The 18,586-nt window shown below is 49.8% G+C and carries 17 protein-coding genes and 1 pseudogene; 9 read left to right on the top strand and 9 right to left on the bottom strand.

Annotation, left to right across the window (positions count from 1 at the left end; all coding sequences use genetic code 11):
- Positions 1 to 249: 249 nt before the first annotated feature.
- The 5 genes from AB9R92_RS09190 to AB9R92_RS09170 form a co-directional block, all read right to left on the bottom strand.
- Positions 250 to 1,308 carry a Gfo/Idh/MocA family protein gene (locus AB9R92_RS09190; RefSeq protein ID WP_370669160.1) on the bottom strand — a complete coding sequence of 353 codons (1,059 nt, stop codon included), beginning with the start codon at positions 1,306 to 1,308 and terminating at the stop codon, positions 250 to 252.
- An 11-nt stretch (positions 1,309 to 1,319) separates the two neighbouring features.
- Entirely contained in the window at positions 1,320 to 2,294 is a 975-nt protein-coding gene (locus AB9R92_RS09185) for an ABC transporter permease (RefSeq protein ID WP_370669159.1), read from the bottom strand.
- Positions 2,287 to 3,801, bottom strand: a complete 1,515-nt coding sequence (locus tag AB9R92_RS09180; RefSeq protein ID WP_370669158.1) for a sugar ABC transporter ATP-binding protein — start codon at positions 3,799 to 3,801, stop codon at positions 2,287 to 2,289. Before AB9R92_RS09180 ends, AB9R92_RS09185 begins: the two co-directional genes overlap by 8 nt.
- A gap of 64 nt (positions 3,802 to 3,865) precedes the next feature.
- On the bottom strand, positions 3,866 to 4,846 hold the full coding sequence (locus AB9R92_RS09175; RefSeq protein WP_370669157.1) for a substrate-binding domain-containing protein: 981 nt from the start codon (positions 4,844 to 4,846) through the stop codon (positions 3,866 to 3,868).
- A gap of 112 nt (positions 4,847 to 4,958) precedes the next feature.
- A complete protein-coding gene (locus AB9R92_RS09170) occupies positions 4,959 to 5,948 on the bottom strand; it encodes a LacI family DNA-binding transcriptional regulator (protein ID WP_370669156.1) in 990 nt (329 codons plus the stop codon).
- Between the two features lie 201 nt (positions 5,949 to 6,149).
- Between AB9R92_RS09170 and AB9R92_RS09165 the strand changes: the two genes are divergently transcribed.
- From AB9R92_RS09165 to ahpF, 3 genes are all read left to right on the top strand, one after another.
- On the top strand, positions 6,150 to 7,118 hold the full coding sequence (locus AB9R92_RS09165; protein ID WP_370669155.1) for a sugar phosphate isomerase/epimerase family protein: 969 nt from the start codon (positions 6,150 to 6,152) through the stop codon (positions 7,116 to 7,118).
- Between the two features lie 452 nt (positions 7,119 to 7,570).
- Positions 7,571 to 8,140 (top strand): alkyl hydroperoxide reductase subunit C, encoded by a 570-nt coding sequence (gene ahpC / locus AB9R92_RS09160; protein WP_370669154.1) that lies wholly within the window; start codon positions 7,571 to 7,573, stop codon positions 8,138 to 8,140.
- Positions 8,141 to 8,153: 13 nt separating this feature from the next.
- Positions 8,154 to 9,701: an alkyl hydroperoxide reductase subunit F gene (gene ahpF, locus AB9R92_RS09155; RefSeq protein WP_370669153.1), complete on the top strand. Its 1,548-nt coding sequence runs from the start codon at positions 8,154 to 8,156 to the stop codon at positions 9,699 to 9,701.
- Positions 9,702 to 9,799: 98 nt separating this feature from the next.
- On the opposite strand, the gene AB9R92_RS09150 is transcribed toward ahpF, so the two are convergent.
- Positions 9,800 to 10,282: a nucleoside deaminase gene (locus AB9R92_RS09150; protein WP_370669152.1), complete on the bottom strand. Its 483-nt coding sequence runs from the start codon at positions 10,280 to 10,282 to the stop codon at positions 9,800 to 9,802.
- A gap of 201 nt (positions 10,283 to 10,483) precedes the next feature.
- Here AB9R92_RS09150 and AB9R92_RS09145 point away from each other — a divergent pair, with 201 nt between their 5' ends.
- The gene (locus AB9R92_RS09145) at positions 10,484 to 10,855 is read left to right on the top strand and encodes a VOC family protein (RefSeq protein WP_370669151.1); all 372 of its coding nucleotides are present in this window, start codon (positions 10,484 to 10,486) and stop codon (positions 10,853 to 10,855) included.
- A gap of 43 nt (positions 10,856 to 10,898) precedes the next feature.
- Here AB9R92_RS09145 and AB9R92_RS09140 read toward each other — a convergent pair.
- From AB9R92_RS09140 to AB9R92_RS09130, 3 genes and pseudogenes are all read right to left on the bottom strand, one after another.
- Positions 10,899 to 11,072: pseudogene (locus AB9R92_RS09140) on the bottom strand (DUF4317 family protein); the annotation flags it as partial.
- A gap of 184 nt (positions 11,073 to 11,256) precedes the next feature.
- A complete protein-coding gene (locus AB9R92_RS09135; protein WP_370669150.1) occupies positions 11,257 to 11,913 on the bottom strand; it encodes an RsiV family protein in 657 nt (218 codons plus the stop codon).
- Between the two features lie 204 nt (positions 11,914 to 12,117).
- Positions 12,118 to 13,305, bottom strand: coding sequence for a DUF4317 domain-containing protein (locus AB9R92_RS09130; RefSeq protein ID WP_370669149.1), 1,188 nt, complete (start codon positions 13,303 to 13,305; stop codon positions 12,118 to 12,120).
- A 166-nt stretch (positions 13,306 to 13,471) separates the two neighbouring features.
- Between AB9R92_RS09130 and AB9R92_RS09125 the strand changes: the two genes are divergently transcribed.
- The 5 genes from AB9R92_RS09125 (at position 13,472) to AB9R92_RS09105 (ending at position 18,542) form a co-directional block, all read left to right on the top strand.
- Complete coding sequence (locus AB9R92_RS09125) at positions 13,472 to 14,338, top strand: FG-GAP-like repeat-containing protein (RefSeq protein WP_370669148.1); 867 nt, start codon at positions 13,472 to 13,474, stop codon at positions 14,336 to 14,338.
- Between the two features lie 332 nt (positions 14,339 to 14,670).
- A complete protein-coding gene (gene pgaC / locus AB9R92_RS09120; protein ID WP_370669147.1) occupies positions 14,671 to 15,930 on the top strand; it encodes a poly-beta-1,6-N-acetyl-D-glucosamine synthase in 1,260 nt (419 codons plus the stop codon).
- Positions 15,888 to 16,388 carry a hypothetical protein gene (locus AB9R92_RS09115; RefSeq protein WP_370669146.1) on the top strand — a complete coding sequence of 167 codons (501 nt, stop codon included), beginning with the start codon at positions 15,888 to 15,890 and terminating at the stop codon, positions 16,386 to 16,388. The genes pgaC and AB9R92_RS09115 overlap by 43 nt, the downstream gene beginning before the upstream one ends.
- On the top strand, positions 16,342 to 17,214 hold the full coding sequence (locus AB9R92_RS09110; RefSeq protein ID WP_370669145.1) for a polysaccharide deacetylase family protein: 873 nt from the start codon (positions 16,342 to 16,344) through the stop codon (positions 17,212 to 17,214). The genes AB9R92_RS09115 and AB9R92_RS09110 overlap by 47 nt, the downstream gene beginning before the upstream one ends.
- Before the next feature lie 230 nt (positions 17,215 to 17,444).
- Positions 17,445 to 18,542 carry a hypothetical protein gene (locus tag AB9R92_RS09105; protein ID WP_370669144.1) on the top strand — a complete coding sequence of 366 codons (1,098 nt, stop codon included), beginning with the start codon at positions 17,445 to 17,447 and terminating at the stop codon, positions 18,540 to 18,542.
- The last annotated feature ends 44 nt before the right edge of the window (positions 18,543 to 18,586 follow it).

Raw genomic sequence — 18,586 nt, 5'->3', positions numbered from 1 at the left:
CTAGTGAAGTGTAAGCCGGCGACTCCTGCGGGAGCAGTGACTGAGCAAAGCGAAGGAGCGACGCGAGCTGAAGACCCTGCAAGCGAAGGAGCGAAGTCATTCGTTTGCGAAGCTCGAACTTTGTGAGAGTTGAGCAGGAGGTTTGTAGCGCCAGCGACGAAGCGGCTGAGGCCGTGCCCGCGGAAAGCGTCCGGCTGAAACGGAACGTAAAAAGCTGCCAATGTTTCTCGACAAGCAAAGAGTCTCTCCTTATTGATAAAGGAGAGACTCTTTTTCGATGGTGACCACTTGCTTCGTTTCGGCTGCTTCCATGATGCCCAAAATGACTTTCAGCGATTTCAAGGCGTCCTCTCCCGTGACGATCGGCTCCTGGTCCAGGCGGATCGAATCGACGAACGCATCAATGACGCCGCTCGGAGTCTGGTTATCGTTCGTTTGGATCGCTTCCAGCTGGTAGTTCACTTTCTCGCCGGATGCCATGATGAGTTCCAGTTGATACTCGTCATCGTGGTAGATTTTCATGATGCCTTTCTCGCAATAAACAACGGTGCTGTTGTCCTCTTCTCCGTAATAAGTCCAGGAGAAGGCGGCGTTCCCGAGACGCCCTTTTTCGGTTGCCAAGCTGCAGACCAGATTGTCGCATACTTCAATCAGCTCGCCATTTTCATCCGTTTTGTGCAACGCTCCCTGAAAGGCGCTCACTTGAATGATTTCATCATCGAGCAGGTAATGCAGCAAATCGATTTTATGGATGCCGAGGTCGCCGCCGACCCCGAAGCCCGAACGCTCCTTTTTGAAGAACCATGTCGATTTCGTTTTATTGATGCCCCAGGATTCCGGGCCTGAATGCCCGAAAGCGGTGCGGAAAGTCAAAACTTTCCCGAGCTCTCCGCTGTCCAGGATTTCGCGCGCTTTTTGGTGGGCGCGCGTAAACCGCTGATTGTGGTCGACCATCAGTTTCTTGCCGGACTTTTTCTGTGCCGCCAAAATCTCCTTGGCATGTTCGACCGTTAAGGAAATCGGTTTTTCGCACAGCACGTGCTTGCCGCTCAACAACGCTTGCGTCGAGAATAAATGGTGGTGTTCATTCGACGAGCAGTCACTGATGGCTGTAATATCGGAATCGTTGAACAATTGCTCGACGCTTTCCACATTCCGGCCGCCAAACAGTTCGACCATCGCTTCGGACCGGTGGAGATTGCGGTCGTAAAAGACGATTTCATCCACATATGGATTCGCTGTATATTCCGGCGCGTGACGCATTTTCGTAATGGCCCCGCAGCCGATGATGCCTACCTTGATGCCCATGCGATCTCCTCCTATTCTCTTTTTTGGAACACGACGGCAATGATGATGATCAAGCCTTTGACAAAGCCCTGCAGATGCGGCGAGACATTCATCAAGTTCATCATATTGTTGAGGATGCCCAGGATCAAGATGCCGAAAATCGTGCCGATGATTTTGCCGCGCCCGCCTGTCATGCGCGTGCCGCCGATGATAACCGCCGCAATCGCGTCAAGTTCATATTGCGCACCGGAACTTGAAGACGAAATCGAGTTCAGGCGGGACGTTTCAATGACTGCCGCAACGCCGACCAGCGTCCCGATTAGTGTATAGACGCCGATCTTGATGCGGTCGACACGGATGGCGGACAGCATCGCCGCTTTTTCATTCGACCCGAGTGCATAGACGTACCTGCCGAACCGCGTTTTGTGCATGACGATATAAATCAGCACGGCCATGGCGAAGAAAATGAGCACCGGCAAATCAAAAATCCATACATTGTTATTAGCGATGGCGGTGAATCCGCTCACTTCGCCCGACACGCTGCCGCCTTCTGCAATATAGAGTGCGATCGAACGGGCCGCGGCCATCATGCCGAGCGTGGCGATAAACGATGCGATTCGGCCTTTTGCGACCATCAGGCCATTGAGAAATCCGGCGAAGGCCCCGATCAATAAGGCGGTGAACACGCCGATCAAGATACTGCCGGATGCATTCAATGCCAAGACGGAAATGACGCCGGCGAGCGCCAGGACAGAGCCGACCGACAAATCAATGCCGCCTGACAGCATGACGACCGTCATCCCAAGCGCAATGATCCCGATGATCGACACTTGCATGAGGATGTTCAACTGGTTATTGATATCGAGAAATCTTGGATTCATCACGGAAGCAGCGATGAAAATGATGATGAACGCAATGATGACGCTGTATTCCGACCATAGCCAGGACAGCCTGCTTTTCATGCTTGGTGATTCAGGGCTGTATTCCTTTGTGTTGATATTATCCAATGTGCTCTCCCTCCCTTTTCGCGCCTGTGGCATAGTGCATGATTTCTTCTTCGTCTGTTTCGTCGCCCATAAACCTGGCCGTGATTTCCCCGTGGTACATGACGTTGATGACATGGCATATCCGCAACACTTCAGGGGCTTCCGAGGACAGAATGATGATCGCTTTGCCGAGTTTTGCGAGTTCTAGAATCTCCTGGTAAATTTCCTGTTTGGCGCCGACGTCGATGCCTTGTGTCGGGTTGTCGAAAATCAGGATATCGGTATCCGCTTCGAGCCATTTGGCGATGATCACTTTCTGCTGGTTGCCGCCGCTCAATTTGTCGATGGTGATGCGCGGATTGGCTACTTTGATGTTCAAAGCTTTTTTATAGCTGCTGAACTTTTCCAGCTCCCGCTTGTCTTGGATAAAGCCCAATCGCTCAAAATTGCCCATCGATGACAAGCTCATATTGTGGACGACGCTCAGATCTTTGATGATGGCATTTTCTTTGCGGTCTTTCGGCACATAGCCCATGCCCGCCTGCAGCGCCGTTCGCGGATGGGTGATTTTCATTGCTTTGCCCTTCACTTTGATGGTGCCCGTGTATTTTTTGCGGTAGCCGAATAAACTTTCAAACAGCTCCGTCCGGCCGTCCCCCGCAAGCCCGGTAAATCCGACAATCTGGCCTTTTCGGACGGTGAAATCGATCTCCTTGAACAAGCCGGGGCTGCTTAAACGCTCGACTTCGAGGGCCAGCTCGCCGAACTCGTGCTCATGGACGAAGCGCTCCTGTGAAATCGCTTTGCCGACCATCAGCTTGGTGATTTCCTCCAAATTTCCGCTCTGCATGTCATCCGTCTTCACCAACTGGCCGTCGCGCAGCACGGTGTAGCGGTCGCATATCGCTTGGATTTCCTTTAATTTATGGGAAATGTAAATAATGGATACGCCGGATTTCTTCAAGTTGCGCATCAATTCGAACAGCCGGCCCACTTCATGTTCTGCGAGCGATGTCGTCGGCTCATCCATGATGATGAGCTGAGATTTGTGCAGCAGCGCTTTTGAAATCTCGATCAATTGCTTATAGGATGTGGCGAGATTGCGTACATATTCTTTCGGATTGAGAAACACGCCCAGTTCCGCCAAAATCTCACGCGTTTGGCGGCACATTTCTTCCACGTTCAAAAACCCGGCCTTGTTGCGAATTTCTGAACCTAGAAACATGTTTTCGTACACTTTCAAATCGCCGACCATATTCAGCTCCTGATGGATAAAGCTGATGCCATGCGCCTGGGAAATATGCGGGTTCGCCATATTGACCTGCTTGCCTTCAATGCAAATCTCCCCGCTGTCCGGTTGGTGGACGCCGCCTAAAATATTCATCAGCGTCGATTTGCCGGCGCCATTCTCCCCAAGCAAGGCATGAATCTCCCCTTTTTCCACTTCCAGCGTCACTTTCTTTAAAACCGGGACGCCGTTGAATGATTTGTCGATTTGGTTCATCGCCACGAAAGGCTGCGAAGTCATGTCTTAACCTCCTTATAGGAAAAGAGGAAATGCAATGGCTCCACTGCATTTCCCGGCTATTGGCTTAGAATTTCGATTCCGGATCGTAATACTCATCGACGTTTTCTTTCGTTACTTGCGTCGCTTCCTTGACGACCATCGATTCAGCCGGCTCCTCGCCTTTTGCCAAATCACCAGCGATCGTCACTGCATCTTCGACCATGGTCGGTGAATACAGGAATGTCGCTTTCATCAGCCCGTCGTTCTGGATGTCTTCAAATACGCCTTTCGCGCCGCCTGCCCCTGTGACGAATTGGATATCTGTGCGGCCTGCTTCTTTAATGGCCTGCATGACGCCTAATGCCATGCCATCGTCTTGAGTGAAAACGGCATCGATTTCAGGGTTGGCCTGCAAAATGTTCTGCATGACTTCCAATGATTTCTCAGTGGAAAAGTCGCCGCTTTGCGAAGCGATGATCTCCATCCCTTCCTGTCCTTCAACCGCTTCTTTAAACCCGGATCCACGCTGTTCCGTTACCGAACTCGGCGGCCCGGTGATTTCAACGATTTTCCCTTCGCCATTCAATTGCTCGACGAAAAATTTGCCGGCATTGACGCCGATTCCTTCGTTATCCCCTTTGACGACCACTGTCGCTGCATCGTTTTCCAGTTCGCGGTCAACGATGACGAGCGGGATGCCCGCATCTTTGATTTTCTGTCCGACTGGGGTCAATGCTGCGGATTCGATCGGCAGCATGACAATGACGTCCACGCCTTGTGCAATCAAATCATCCACGTCATTCGCTTGTTTGTTCGGGTCTGCTGCGTTGGTCATGACGTAGTCAATGCCTTCACTTTCCTTTAACTCCATCGCCTGTTTCTCGGCGCTGTCAATCAAGGCACCCATCCAGCCATGCGTTGCCGAAGGAAGCGATATGCCGATCGTCATATCCCCGTCGCTTGAACCTTCAGCCGTTGAACCCGAACCTTCATTTTCCGTGCTGCCGCATGCCGCGAGCCCAAAAATCGTTACGAAAGACAATAAAATGAGCAATAGTTTTTTCACTTTATTCACCCCTTAGTTTTGTATGGATCCGTTAAATGTAATCGATTACATTAATGTTTGGCACCAGCGTTCTTGCCCATATCCCTGGTCATGAGGCGCTGGGTCCAGCCAGTTAGCCGGTGGTCGATTCCCGGATGACCAGTTCATGGCCCAGCACTACGCTATCGACGGTTTTTCCTTGGATTTTCTCAATCAGCATCCGCGCCGCGACCGTGCCCATCTTGTACATCGGCTGTGCGACGGTGGTCAGTGCCGGATTGGTCATATTGGAGAAATCGATCTTGTCGAACCCGACAACCGCGACATCGTTCGGCACGTGCAATCCGGCGGCAGTGATTTCTTTCAAGGCGCCGATCGCCAGCAGATCCGATACGGCAAATACGGCGGTCGGCCGGTCCTCGAGGCGCAGTATTTTCTTCATTGCCATCTGCCCCTGTTCGAACCCAAGCTCCTGCGTGTAGAAAATATAATCGCCATTCACCGGGATCTCGTGTTCACGCAATGCCCGTTCATAGCCCATCCGCCGTTCCCTGGCGTACAGGAATTTTTCATCGGAATTCATCAGCGCGATTTTTTTATGGCCGATCTGGATCAAATGCTTCACGGCGCGGTAAGACGCTTCCTCGCTGTCAATCGTGACGTACGGGATGCCGATGCCGCCGCCGTATTCGCTGCATTGGATGATGGCGTAATGTTCCGCAAGTTCTTTCAAGGTCTCAACATTCACTGCCGGGTCCATCGAAATGATGCCGTCCGCCATTTTCTTGCGCACCAAATCGAAATAAATCTCCTCCTTCTCAGGCTTGGAATCCGTTTCGCACAACAGGATGCTGTAATTCTGGCTGAGCGCCATATTTTCGATTCCCTTGATGATCTCAAAATAAAACGGGTTGGAGATCGTCGGGATCAAGATCAGCACAATGCGGCTTTCCGAATTTCGCAAATTCCTGCCGAGCATGCTCGGCTCGTAGTTCAAGTGCTGGATCGCCTCCTCCACTTTCAGCTTCGTCTTGGCCGTTACTTTGTCGTGGCCGTTCAATACCCGGGATACCGTGGCGACTGAAACCCCTGCACGCTTCGCTACTTGTTGTATGTTTGCCATATGCTTTTCCTTCTTTCTGACGCGACACTTCTGTTGTGAAATGAAATCGTTTACATTTTCATCATAATTTGTTCAGAATTATCTGTCAATAACTATTTTTATTGCATGAAATATATTGATTTACTTCATTTTATTCTATATGTTAAGAATGTAATGGTTTACATGTCAGTATAATCTGAAAACTTGAATGGAGGGATTTTCATGAAATTGGGGGTTTTTACCGTCTTATTTTCTGATCGAAATTTTGAAGATATGCTGGCTTATGTGGCCTCAAAAGGCATTGAAGCAATCGAACTCGGCACCGGCGGATATCCGGGCGATGCCCATTGCAAAGTGGACGAGCTGCTTGAAGACGCAGACAAGCAGCAAGCCTTCCTCAAGCAAATCGACGACGCCGGCCTCTTCATCAGCGCGCTCAGCTGCCACGCCAATCCGCTGCATCCCCAAAAAGACATTTCCGGCGCGGCTGATGAACTGCTCATCAAAACAATGCAGCTCGCCTCGAAGCTCAAAGTGCCGGTCGTCAATACCTTCTCGGGCTGTCCGGGCGACCATGAGAACGCGCTGTACCCAAACTGGCCAGTCGCCGCCTGGCCGAACGATTTCCAGGAAGTGCTCGCCTGGCAATGGGAACAGAAACTGATTCCTTATTGGAAAGAAAAAAACGCTTTGGCCGAATCGCTCGGCATCAAGATCGGCTTGGAGCTGCACGGCGGCTTTTCGGTCCATACGCCCGCGACCATGTTGCGCCTTCGTGAAGCGTGCGGCCCGTCTATCGGCGCAAACCTAGACCCGAGCCATATGTGGTGGCAGGGCATCGACCCGGTCGAAGCGATCAAGATTCTCGGGCGGGAAAACGCCATCCATCATTTTCACGCGAAAGACACCATCATCGACCAGGAAAACACCAACCGCAACGGCTTGACCGATATGACCGACTACTCCGAGATGAAAGACCGGGCCTGGTATTTCCGCACCGTCGGATTCGGCCACGGCCAAAAAGCCTGGGCCGATATCGTCAGCACCTTGCGCCTCTACGGCTATGATTACGTCGTCAGCATCGAGCACGAAGATGGTTTAATGTCGATCAACGAAGGCTTTACCAAAGCAGTGGAGAACCTGAAACCGGTCATGGTCAAGGAGTCGGTCGATGAGATGTGGTGGGTGTAGCTCCAGGATCGATCACGGCTTATCGTGCAATAGAAAGCGGGTCTCTTAAACGGAGCCCGCTTTTTTTTGCGCCTTTATTAATTAAATCTCTTTTTCGCCCTCCTGCCCTTCTATCAATTAGGGCTTGCCATTGAGAAATTCTTTCCCTCAATCATTGTTAACCCTATTCTGAAATATTTAATAATTATTAATTTCACATACTTTTTTTGTTTTCTTAAATATTTATTTCCCGGGAAAACTGCTTATTTTTTAGTATTATGCGAGTAATTATTAGAAAGCGTTTACACTACAGGGTTCTCTTTGACAAATTCCCCGTTTCATATGACAATGGAAATAGAATTAGAATCATTATAATCAGATAACGATATTAATTGAAGTTACCACTTCGATTATTTTTTTTGGCGTTATCGGTTATGGTCATTCTAAAAAAACATTCAGGAGGTAATTATTTTATGTCTTTGATCGGAAAAGAAATCCAACCATTTAACGCGTCAGCTTACCAGGCGGCGAGCGGCGAATTTATCGAGGTGACAGAAGAAAACATGAAAGGCCAATGGAGCGTCGTGTGCTTCTACCCAGCAGACTTCACGTTCGTATGCCCGACTGAACTTGAGGACCTCCAAAGCCAATACGCAACATTGAAAGAGCTTGGCGTTGAAGTATACTCCGTTTCTACAGATACTCACTTCACCCACAAAGCTTGGCACGACCATTCAGATGCAATCGGCAAAATCGAATACACAATGATCGGTGACCCATCGCAGCGCATTTCACGCGGATTCGACGTTCTTAACGAAGAAGAAGGCCTTGCACAGCGCGGCACATTCATCGTTGACCCGGAAGGCATCGTCCAAGCTGCAGAAATCAACGCAGACGGCATCGGCCGCGACGCAAGCACGCTTGTCGGCAAAATCAAAGCAGCACAATACGTGCGCAACAACCCAGGCGAAGTATGCCCGGCGAAATGGGAAGAAGGCAGCGACACATTGAAGCCAAGCCTTGACCTCGTAGGCAAAATTTAAGGGAGTTTTGACAATGATACTAGATGCGCAAATCAAAGCCCAATTAGAGCAATACTTGCAGCTTTTGGAAGGCGACGTGCTGCTCCAAGTGAGCGCCGGATCCGATAAAGTATCAACAGATATGGTCGATTTGGTGGAAGAACTGTCCGCCATGTCCCCGCGCATTCAAATGGAGCGCACGGAGCTCGAGCGAACGCCGAGCTTCAGCGTCACCCGTCCCGGCGAAGACATGGGCATCACGTTCGCGGGCATCCCGCTCGGCCACGAGTTCACGTCGCTCGTCCTTGCCTTGTTACAAGTGAGCGGACGCGCGCCAAAAGCTGATGCGAAAACAATGGATCAGATCAAAGCGCTCGAAGGCCCGTACCATTTCGAATCGTACATCAGCCTGAGCTGCCAGAACTGCCCGGAAGTCGTGCAATCCCTTAATTTGATGAGCGTCCTCAACCCGAACATCACGCATACGATGATCGACGGCGCTGCGTTCAAAGAAGAAGTCGAAAGCAAAGACATCATGGCCGTTCCAACCGTATTCTTAAACGGCGAATCGTTCGCAAGCGGCCGCATGTCGCTTGAGGAGTTGCTCGCAAAACTCGGCAGCGCGCCGGATGCATCCGAATTCGAAGGCAAAGATCCGTTTGACGTGCTCGTCGTCGGCGGCGGCCCGGCTGGTGCCAGCGCGGCAATCTATGCGGCGCGTAAAGGCATCCGTACCGGCATCGTCGCAGAACGTTTCGGCGGCCAGGTGATGGATACATTAAGCATCGAGAACTTCATCAGCGTCAAGCGCACGGAAGGCCCGAAATTCGCGGCAAGCCTCGAAGAGCATGTGAAGGAATACGACATCGACGTCATGAACTTGCAGCGTGCGAAACGCTTGGAGAAAAAAGAGCTGTTCGAGCTTGAACTCGAAAACGGCGCTGTCGTCAAAGGCAAGACCGTTATTCTTTCAACCGGTGCCCGCTGGCGCAATATTGGCGTTCCTGGCGAAGAAGAATTCAAGAACAAAGGCGTCGCGTATTGCCCGCATTGCGACGGCCCGCTATTTGCCGGCAAAGACGTCGCGGTCATCGGCGGCGGCAACTCCGGCGTCGAAGCGGCGATCGACCTTGCAGGCATCACGAACCACGTGACGGTGTTGGAATACAACGCTGAGCTTAAAGCAGATTCTGTTTTGCAGGACCGCCTGAAAAGCCTGCCGAACGTCACGGTACTGACAAATGCCCGCACGCAGGAAATTACCGGTACCGATAAAGTGAACGGCATTTCCTATATCGACCTTCAAACAGGCGAGGAAAAGCATGTCGAATTGTCCGGCGTCTTCGTCCAAATCGGCCTCGTGCCAAACACCGACTGGCTCGGTGACTTTGTCGAGCGCAACCCGCACGGCGAAATCGTCATCGACCAGCGCGGCGCCACGAATATGCCGGGCGTGTTCGCTGCAGGCGACTGCACGAACGTCCCGTACAAACAGATCATCATTTCCATGGGAGGCGGCGCCACGGCTTCACTCAGCGCGTTCGACCACCTCATCCGAAGCGATATCCCTGTTTTGGTGTAGTCAATATAAAAGGACTGCGAAGAGAATTTTCTCTTCGCAGTCCTTTTTGTGTTCAAAACAAATGGCTGATGTCCAATGCGACGGACGGCTTCAGCCGCTTAGCGCTTCGATTCGTGCAAACGGCGGTGAAGCTGGTGCACTTGCTCCGCGAGCTCCGGCACCGGCCCGTCAACGTCCGGGTCTGTCAGGATTTCCAGGATGGACAGGTTGCGGACAGGCGAAGGCTCGGCGCCGAGCTCTTGCATCCACCCCGCCAATTGCTGTGACGAACTGGCGTAGACAATGCGGCCGAGCCCGACCCAGCCATGCGCCGCCGCACACATCGGGCAATGTTCGCCGGATGTATAGACGGTCGCTCGCACCCGTTCTTCGGGCCCCATGTGTTCTGCCGCCCAGCGCGCGATCGCGAATTCGGGATGCTGCGTATGGTCGCCAGATGCCACATGGTTATGGTCTTCGAACAGCACCTCACCCTGTGCCGAGACGAGAACCGAACCAAACGGCTCGTCCCCTTTTTCCAGAGCGGTCTCAGCTAATTTCACACAACGGCGCAAATACTGCAAGTCCGTATCACTAATCATTATGCTACCTCCTTTAATAGTGGCAATACCTACTAAATAACCCAGTTGTGAATATCTTACTCCCATTCTTCTATCAATCCTCTATATTTGCTACCTGATTATTTACAGAATCAGGGAGGAATTGCTGGTCTGCCTCTTGAATGGTACAGGTGATTTGATATGAAGAATCGTCCGACAGCCAGCAAGAGAGGAGGTGATCATATGCAATTGGGCAGTTTTTCAATCAGTTTGAACGTCAAAGACATCTACGCCTCAAAAACATTCTATGAAAAGCTCGGATTTGAAGTGTATGAAGGAGAAATCAGCCAGAGCTGCCTCATCATGAAAAACGGCACCACTTTTGTGGGCTTATTCCAAGGGATGATTGAGAAAAACATGCTGACTTTCAATCCAGGATGGGATGAAAATGCACAAGAGCTTGACAGTTTTTCGGATATTCGCGAACTTCAGAAAACCTTAAAAGCAAAAGGCATCGAATTCAGAAGTGAAGCGGATGAAACAAGCCAAGGGCCTGCCAGCTTTGTCATCGAAGATCCTGACGGAAACCCAATTTTGTTTGACCAGCACCGGTAAAGTGCTTCTAAGCGAAAAAAACGGTTCGAGCATTATTTACGCGGCGCTGGCCTTTGTAATTGACTTGTTTGACGTAACGTAAATCTTGCGGACTGATATTGATTTTCGCGACTTTCGCGTTGATCTTGATCGATTTGGCGCCGTAGCCCGGCACGATGTGGCTCGCTTTTATCTCTTACTGGCGGTCATCAGTCACTTGATGGAAAGCCTGTTCCACATCCGAAGCGATATTTCTGTATTGAGGCAATAAAAATAAAAGGACGGCAAAGAGAATTTCTTAGCAGTCCTTTTAGCTTCAAATATTGTAAATCGATTTCAGTTATCCTGGTAGTCATCCTTTAAATCGTTTATTGCCAGCTACGGGATCAATCTTTTACAGAAAGCCCGATTCATCTAGCATGTCATTTGTAACCCTCTTTCAAACTTTCCAGCTCGCTTTTTGAAATGACCACTTCTTGCGGTCCCATAGATCCTGCAGTGATTTCATATTGGTCAAATACTAGAACTAGTTCTTCTTCCGTTAAATAGAATTGCTGCTCTTCTTTAATTTGATCGAATGGAAAAGACAGGTCCTCTTTCAGGCCACTCGCCTCCATCTCCTGATTCGCTGCAGCTAAAAGATCGTCTTCGTAATTCTCTTCTTCAAACAAATCGGTCATTTCAATAGCTGAACCTGACTGCAATTCATAGTTCAACGTTTCTTTGTAAGTATACCCATGTGCTGCACCAGCTTCGTATAAAAATCCAGTTAACAACACGCTAATGGTTTGAGCATCCAAAAGCTTTGTCTCAAAATTCATGGCGCCATCTGCATGCAAATCAGTATATCCTTCCTCTACCGCTTGTTCAGACTGTCTGATTTGCTCCTCCAGTTGTTCGCCCAGCCTCAACGCCTCTTCGTTGAATGCATCCAGCCCTTCCACTTGCGGCACCTTTATATCCAAGACCATTCCGTCGACTTCCTGCGCCACCACCATCTCTTCCACTTCCACAGGCTCCGCACAGCTTGTCAAAATCACAGCAGAGGCTATACCAATTGCGGGCAATCTACTCGCCATCTTGCTCCCTCCTCTTTTGAATTCTGAGAATCGTATGTAAGGTGAACGAGGGGGCTGATCCTGCTATATTCGTATTGTACTTTCTCTATTTCAATTCTAGCGACAAAGGAATAGTCCTCTTTATCCGAAGCTGTTGTTTCTAAAATACGAAAGGCGCCACAATGCATATGCACTGTAGCGCCTTCTGTTTCTGACAGGCCTGTCCTACTCCAACTCCTCCTCCGCCAGTAATTTAAACCCTTCCACCACCGTATCCTCTTCGACTTCGATCAGGATGCAGCGGCGGCCTTTGTAATTGACTTGTTTGACGTAACGTAAGTCTTGCGGGCCAATCTTAATTTCGGCGACTTTCGTGTTGATCTTGATCGATTTGGAGCCGTAGCTCGGCACGATGTGGCTCGCTTTCATCTCGTACTGGCGGTCATCCGTCACTTGCTGGAACGCCTGTTCCACTTTTTCGGTGCTGATGTCTTTGATGCCGCTTGCCTTCAACACGCGTTCGACTTCTTTGGAATCAAGCATCGGTGCCGGCTCGTCCTCGTCTTCCGCTTCCACTTCGAGCATGCTGTTGATCTCGTCGTAGACGCCTGCGAGCGTTCTCGAATTGACCTCGTCGCCGATCACGTGCTTGACGATTTCTTCAAACACCACTTTATCGTCTTCTGCGGTGGTGATTTCGTCGCCGTTCAGCACATTTTCGATAAACTGGAAATCCGGCTTATTGGCCTTCGCCGCTGAATACAGAATGCGGTTGACGTCTGCGGCGTTGTTCGTGAAACTCGGGAACAAGAACCCGCCGACCGGGGACGACAGCTTGATGACGGGGTCCGCCATGATGTTCGACTTGAATTCCTTTTCGATAAAATCAAACACCAGCGACGATTTCGGCAGCTCGGTCTGGTTCATGCTGCTGAGGACGAACGGCGTCGTGTACACTTCATCGCGCAGCGCCGCTTCCGTCTCGTCCACCTCGCGTTTTGTCGTCTTGAAATACGTGCCGCGGATGAAGGTGATGACCATGTCTTTCTCGTATGGCGTTTCTTCGACCATCTTCAAGGCGACGCGCTGCATATTGTCTTTCCAAGCTTCCGCGTCGTCCGCATGAAGCCCTTCGTACAGCAAATGCTGCGTATGGTCGGCTTGCCCTTCCTCCGGGCGCTGGAACTTCACTTCAAACAGCTTGATGTCGAGCTTGCCCGCCAGCACTTTCTTGAAGTTGGCCAAAAACAGCTCTTGCTGCTCCCGGTCAAGCAAGGAAAACGAACGGCTCTCCTCGTGGAAGATTTCGCTCGTGTCCTGCTTGATATATACATTGTAAATTTCAGCGATTTTCAACAAATCCGTCTCCAGCTTGAACTGCTTGCGGATCTCGGCAATGTCTTTTTTGTTCATCTCTATTTCCAACTCCCAGCTAATGAAATCCATGTTTCTGCAAAAAAAGAGCATCGAAAGCCTGCGCTTTAGACACAGCTCCATTATACCAGTTGAAGAGAGCGTGCAGGTATTGTGCCCTCTCTTGTATAAATAAATTCAAAACACATTCAACTCATAAGGAGAGATGATTCGATGCGAGAGATGGCAAGTGAAAACCGGCGACGAACCGATCTATTCCACTGCCATCGTGGCCCGTTTCAGCAATGGCCAGCGGGTTTTCATCTATCAGTCCTGGGACTGGTACCTCTATGTAACTTCCTTCGACAACCAATGCGTCAAACTGAGAGCCGGCACAGGGGAGTTGATATGGAAATTCAGTTCACTCGAACAAAATGAACCGTTTCCGTTAGTGGTGGATATCGACGGGGACGGAAAACTGGAATGCCTATTTAATAGCATCGACGAGCATGTCTATTGCCTCGATGCGGAAACCGGCAAGCTAAAATGGAAGAACCATGCCCGATTTGGCATTGACTGTTTCGGAAGTTACGCGGATATGGACGATGACGGCCTGCTCGAATACGCCATCAACGGGCGCGGCGGCAGGACGCTTTACATAGACGGCGCAACCGGCGCAACCAAATATCAATCGACGGCTTGGTCGGTTTGGGCGACCAGCGAAACCAATTCAAGAGCGACCGTCTTCGATTGCGAACCGGGCAAAAAAGCCGTAGTGTTCGGCGGGCTGGCCGGCTTCGTCTATTGCCTGGATGGCCAGGCGAATACCCATTGGCGGACCTATCTGGCTGCGAATATGCGAGGGTCGACCACTGTCTTGGATATCAATTCAGATGGAAAGGACGAAATATTGGTGCCGGATATGATGGGGACCCTGACGATCCTCAATCAACACGGAAAAGAAATCGGGCAAATCCACGTCAAGGGCGGCATTGAAGGCACCCCGCTCGCCGGGGATTTGGACGGAGACGGGAAAACCGAAGTCTTGCTGACAAGCCTCGATGGCTATGTAAGCCTGATCCGGTTCATCTAATGAATCACATGCTTTGCCGCAGTGAACGCTCTCTTAATAAAGCAGCGCGAATCCGATATTCATTCGGATTCGCGCTGCTTTTTTAAAAAGTCATTTGCAACCATTCCCCTTCTCAGTATAAAAACATGGGCTTATACTTAATTAACAATAATATGATTAAAATTATCAAATATCTATTTTATTCTATTTTAAGGATGCTTATATACCTATTTGTAAATTAATAATTAATTTTATTCAAATCTTATTGACACTTTATTACCATTAGGTTTATACTCACCTCTAAATTGTTTTAAGATTCTAGAAAATTAGAATTTTCATTAGGAGGCGTATCAATGGAATTTTCCCAGCTTTTTTCTGGCCCTTATAGCTTCATCACAGGCTATGTTTTTGTGTATCCTTTCGCAATGGCGCTTTTTTGGATAGCCGGTTCTATCCTCTTTCTGCGGACGAAGGAATTGAAAAGCGATCCGGTGGACTTCGAGGGATTTGATTGGCCCATGGTCAGCATACTGGTTCCTTGCTATAACGAAGAAGAAACCATAGAAGAAACAGTCCGCAACCTTACCGGACTGTCTTATCCAAAAAAAGAAATCATTTTGATTAATGACGGTTCGAAAGACGGGACGGGCGAGATCCTCAGAAGATTGTCGGAGCAATACGGGGACGTCCGGGCCATCCAGCTGCATGAAAACCGCGGCAAGGCGAACGCCTTGCAAGTCGGCTTGTTCGCTTCCAGATCGGAATACCTCATTTGTGTCGATTCGGATGCCTTGCTGGCCGATACCGCCCCTTATTATTTGATCCATCAATTCTTCAAACAAGGCGAACGGGTCGGCGCTGTAACCGGCAATCCCACGATCCGCAACCGCAATAACTTGCTTAGCCGGATGCAGCTAGTCGAATACGCTTCAATCATCGGGGCGATCAAGCGGACGCAACGGCTGCTTGGGAAAGTCATGACCGTTTCCGGCGTGGTCGTCGCTTACCGGAAAAAAGCGCTAGTTGATGTCGGTTTATGGGACCGCGACATGATCACCGAAGACATCGCGGTCAGCTGGAAACTCCAGAAGCGTTTCTGGGACATCCGCTATGAACCCCGCGCCCTTTGCTGGATGCTCGTGCCGGAAACGGTATCGGGCATTTGGAAACAGCGGGTCCGCTGGGCGCAAGGCGGGCAGGAAGTCCTCCTTCGCCACTGGCGCGTATTGTTCAATTGGAAACAGCGCAGAATCTGGCTCGTTTATCTCGAACAATGGTTCAGCATCCTGTGGGCATTCTGCTGGCTGTCCATTACGCTGTTGTTATTGTTTACGGCTACTACGCTGCAGGAAATGCTGTTCTGGTTTACATTCAGCTCTTTTGCGCTGGTGTTCATCAGCCTCATTCAATTGTTCATCGCGCTGTCCATTGACTCCCGCTACAACCGGAAATTGAAATACTATTTCTGGGCTGCCTGGTACCCCGCGCTTTATTGGATGATCAATACAGCCGTCGTCATCGCAGCCATCCCGAAAACGATCTCATCACGACTAAAAGGAGGTTACGCTGTATGGAACAGCCCAGACCGCGGTATGAAGAAGAAAGTTTCCTGATTGTCGTCAAACGCTCCTGGCTCTACGCCAGCGTCGATTTCATCTTTTCCATGCTTTGCTGGCTTTACAGTGTGTTGGTAGTGGCATTTATCTTCTCGGCCACTTTCGGTTTCAACAATATCCTCACGAGGGTCATGAATTCTTCATTCAATATGATCAACCAAGACATCCGCCTGTTCATTGCGACAGCCCTTGCCGTTTTACTGCTCTTTTACGCCTTGCTGTATCTCAATCACGTCTACAATAAAAAGAGGTTCGGCCCATTAAGAAGGCGGCGCTATCCCTCTCCGACAAGCAATGCAGAACTCCAATCGTTGGGGTTGATGGAAATAGAAGCGATCGAAAAATTGCAAAGCGAGGACTATGCCGTTTTTGAAACGAACCCGATTGTCCCTCTTGGAGGTGAGAGCATTGATCAAAAAGATCTTTATCTGGACGACCATTATCGCATTAATTAGCCTATTTTTCTTATCGAGGAAAGAGCTGTTCGTCGAAGCGTTCTCAGCAAACAAGCCCGCCATGTCTTTCCCGGAAAAACTGATTGAAAATGGCTGTCTCGGATTGAATTATCACCGTGTCCAAGATGACGACTTATTCGTCAAATCGGCGCGCAGCGTGCTCCAAACTAACGAACTCGTGCAATACAGCGTGTTGAAAAGTGAATTTGAAGCACAAATTGATGCCTTGGTTGACGCGGGTGCCAATTTCCTGAATGAAGAACAGCTATTGAAAGCGAAAGCAGATGGTGATTTCCCGGAGAAATGTGTGTGGATTTCATTTGATGATATTGACGTCTCGGTGTACGACAACGCTTTTCCGATATTGAAAGAAGCAAACGTGCCATTCACCATGTTTGTCATTGCCGGGCAAGTCGGCAATGAAGACTTCAGCAACTTGGAAATGGCCACATGGGATCAACTGCGGGAAATGAGAGACAGCGGATTGGCTGATTTCGGCTCCCATACGTTTGATATGCATCGCTTCGAAGGTGACACGCCTGTCTTTTTAATTCCAGAGCAAGCGGACGCATTTCGGGAAGACCTGAAAAAGAGCATCGAAACGATCGAGTCGGAACTCGATGTGACGGTGAAAAGTTTTGCCTACCCTTATGGTGATACTAGTGAACCCGTGGCCCGAATTTTAAAAGAACAAGGCCTTGAAGCCGGCCATATCTTGGCCCCTCAAGTCATTCGGCCCGATGATGATAATTATTGGATCAACCGGGTCATCGTCAACCAGACCACTTTTGAAGACGTACTGCTTCCCTACCTTGAAAAAAACTAAACTTTGCATTTAGTCCCTGCAGGATTATTGCTTTCCAAGAAAGCTCCTTTCGATGGAGGAGCTTTCCTTTTTGTTCACTGAATTTATTTCACGGGATCTTCCGAATTATTAACTCCTGCCAACTCAGCAACATGCTTTAGTAGAGATGCCCCCTATCTGGCCCACTGGAACTAAGTCAACCAACCGCTTCCCCCGCCACATCGAAAAAAGTCTAAGAAGGCGGAATGATAATGAAAAAATGGCTTCCAATGTTCGCCACCGTTCTACTGGCGAGCTGCTCATCGCAGCAATCTCAGCCAACTGAGGATACAAGAAAATATGCACATGGCGTTTCCATCATCGGAAACTCAGTGCTGTGGTCTGAAAAAAGTTATGAACAGCGCAAAGATGGCTGGACTCATGATATTTATATAAAAGAAATCGGCGAAAACCACGTGGATACACTCGTGTCCAATCCAGAAGCACAGGAGCCGGTCAGTGCCAGTTCAACCGTTGAAACCAGCATCATCACCTACGAGGATGGCTATGATTCAACCAATAACGTCTCCCAGCGCTATAAGCTCTACGATGACAATTGGCAGTTATTGCATGAAGCCACCTTGCTTGATGGTGGGCATTCCGGGCATGCGGCCTCGACCAATGAGCACCACATCCTTTTTTGGTCCCATGGCTGGGTTAACGGAGGCGGCGTCAACGACCTCGGTTCCGGCAAGGATGTCGTCGTCTCAACCGTTTCAAATGAAGGCGAAGTATTGCATGAAATAGAACTATCGCAAAGAGATGACCGTGACAGCTGGCCGATGGTTGCCGCGTCCGATGACAATGCGCTGCTTGTTTGGCAGCAATTCAATGACGACGCAAGCAAAGCTGTCCTTCAGTTCGCCATCTATGACCCTGAAGCAAATGAATTGGCTGTCGAACCAGATGAACTTCTGCCGCAAGTGGAGTTTTATGTATACAACGCCACGTATGTGCCAGAGGCCAGTCAATATGTCGTCGCTGCCCAGACAAGTGAAGGCGGCACCTTATTATTGCTTTCAAAAGACGGGGAAGTTCTTGACCAAATCGATTCTCCGGACCTTGTCCGGGAAGCAGCTCCCGCCGTCCAGGGGAATACGCTGGTCTTTCCCCAATTGCCCGCTGACTATTTCACTGTTCAAATTTCAGATGACGAGCTCCAGCTGAATTCTTCCGATTCCTTGGACATCGACTGGGGAACTTCCGGAACCACCGGCGTGTTCCTCGATGAGCGCCGTGTGTATTTTGCGACATTGGACAAGGAAGGATTGCAGGAAGTGACGGTGGAGTTGGATGAAGCCGTTCAATAATTCCATGCATAAAAAAAGGAGTCGCCCCTAATTAGCTTAGGGAC

The organism is Planococcus sp. SSTMD024 (assembly GCF_041320495.1).
Taxonomy (GTDB): domain Bacteria; phylum Bacillota; class Bacilli; order Bacillales_A; family Planococcaceae; genus Planococcus.
Note: the sequence above shows the minus strand (reverse complement) of the source record. Positions and strands in the feature narration are given on the sequence as shown.

Excerpts from the sequence above, each read along its gene's own strand:
- ahpF (WP_370669153.1), top strand. The coding sequence starts at position 8,154 with ATGATACTAGATGCGCAAATCAAAGCCCAATTAGAGCAATACTTGCAG.
- AB9R92_RS09165 (WP_370669155.1), top strand. The coding sequence starts at position 6,150 with ATGAAATTGGGGGTTTTTACCGTCTTATTTTCTGATCGAAATTTTGAA.
- AB9R92_RS09115 (WP_370669146.1), top strand. The coding sequence starts at position 15,888 with ATGGAACAGCCCAGACCGCGGTATGAAGAAGAAAGTTTCCTGATTGTC.
- AB9R92_RS09180 (WP_370669158.1), bottom strand. The coding sequence starts at position 3,801 with ATGACTTCGCAGCCTTTCGTGGCGATGAACCAAATCGACAAATCATTC.
- AB9R92_RS09190 (WP_370669160.1), bottom strand. The coding sequence starts at position 1,308 with ATGGGCATCAAGGTAGGCATCATCGGCTGCGGGGCCATTACGAAAATG.
- AB9R92_RS09170 (WP_370669156.1), bottom strand. The coding sequence starts at position 5,948 with ATGGCAAACATACAACAAGTAGCGAAGCGTGCAGGGGTTTCAGTCGCC.
- AB9R92_RS09145 (WP_370669151.1), top strand. The coding sequence starts at position 10,484 with ATGCAATTGGGCAGTTTTTCAATCAGTTTGAACGTCAAAGACATCTAC.
- AB9R92_RS09135 (WP_370669150.1), bottom strand. The coding sequence starts at position 11,913 with ATGGCGAGTAGATTGCCCGCAATTGGTATAGCCTCTGCTGTGATTTTG.
- AB9R92_RS09130 (WP_370669149.1), bottom strand. The coding sequence starts at position 13,305 with ATGAACAAAAAAGACATTGCCGAGATCCGCAAGCAGTTCAAGCTGGAG.
- AB9R92_RS09125 (WP_370669148.1), top strand. The coding sequence starts at position 13,472 with ATGATTCGATGCGAGAGATGGCAAGTGAAAACCGGCGACGAACCGATC.
- pgaC (WP_370669147.1), top strand. The coding sequence starts at position 14,671 with ATGGAATTTTCCCAGCTTTTTTCTGGCCCTTATAGCTTCATCACAGGC.
- AB9R92_RS09150 (WP_370669152.1), bottom strand. The coding sequence starts at position 10,282 with ATGATTAGTGATACGGACTTGCAGTATTTGCGCCGTTGTGTGAAATTA.
- AB9R92_RS09105 (WP_370669144.1), top strand. The coding sequence starts at position 17,445 with ATGAAAAAATGGCTTCCAATGTTCGCCACCGTTCTACTGGCGAGCTGC.
- ahpC (WP_370669154.1), top strand. The coding sequence starts at position 7,571 with ATGTCTTTGATCGGAAAAGAAATCCAACCATTTAACGCGTCAGCTTAC.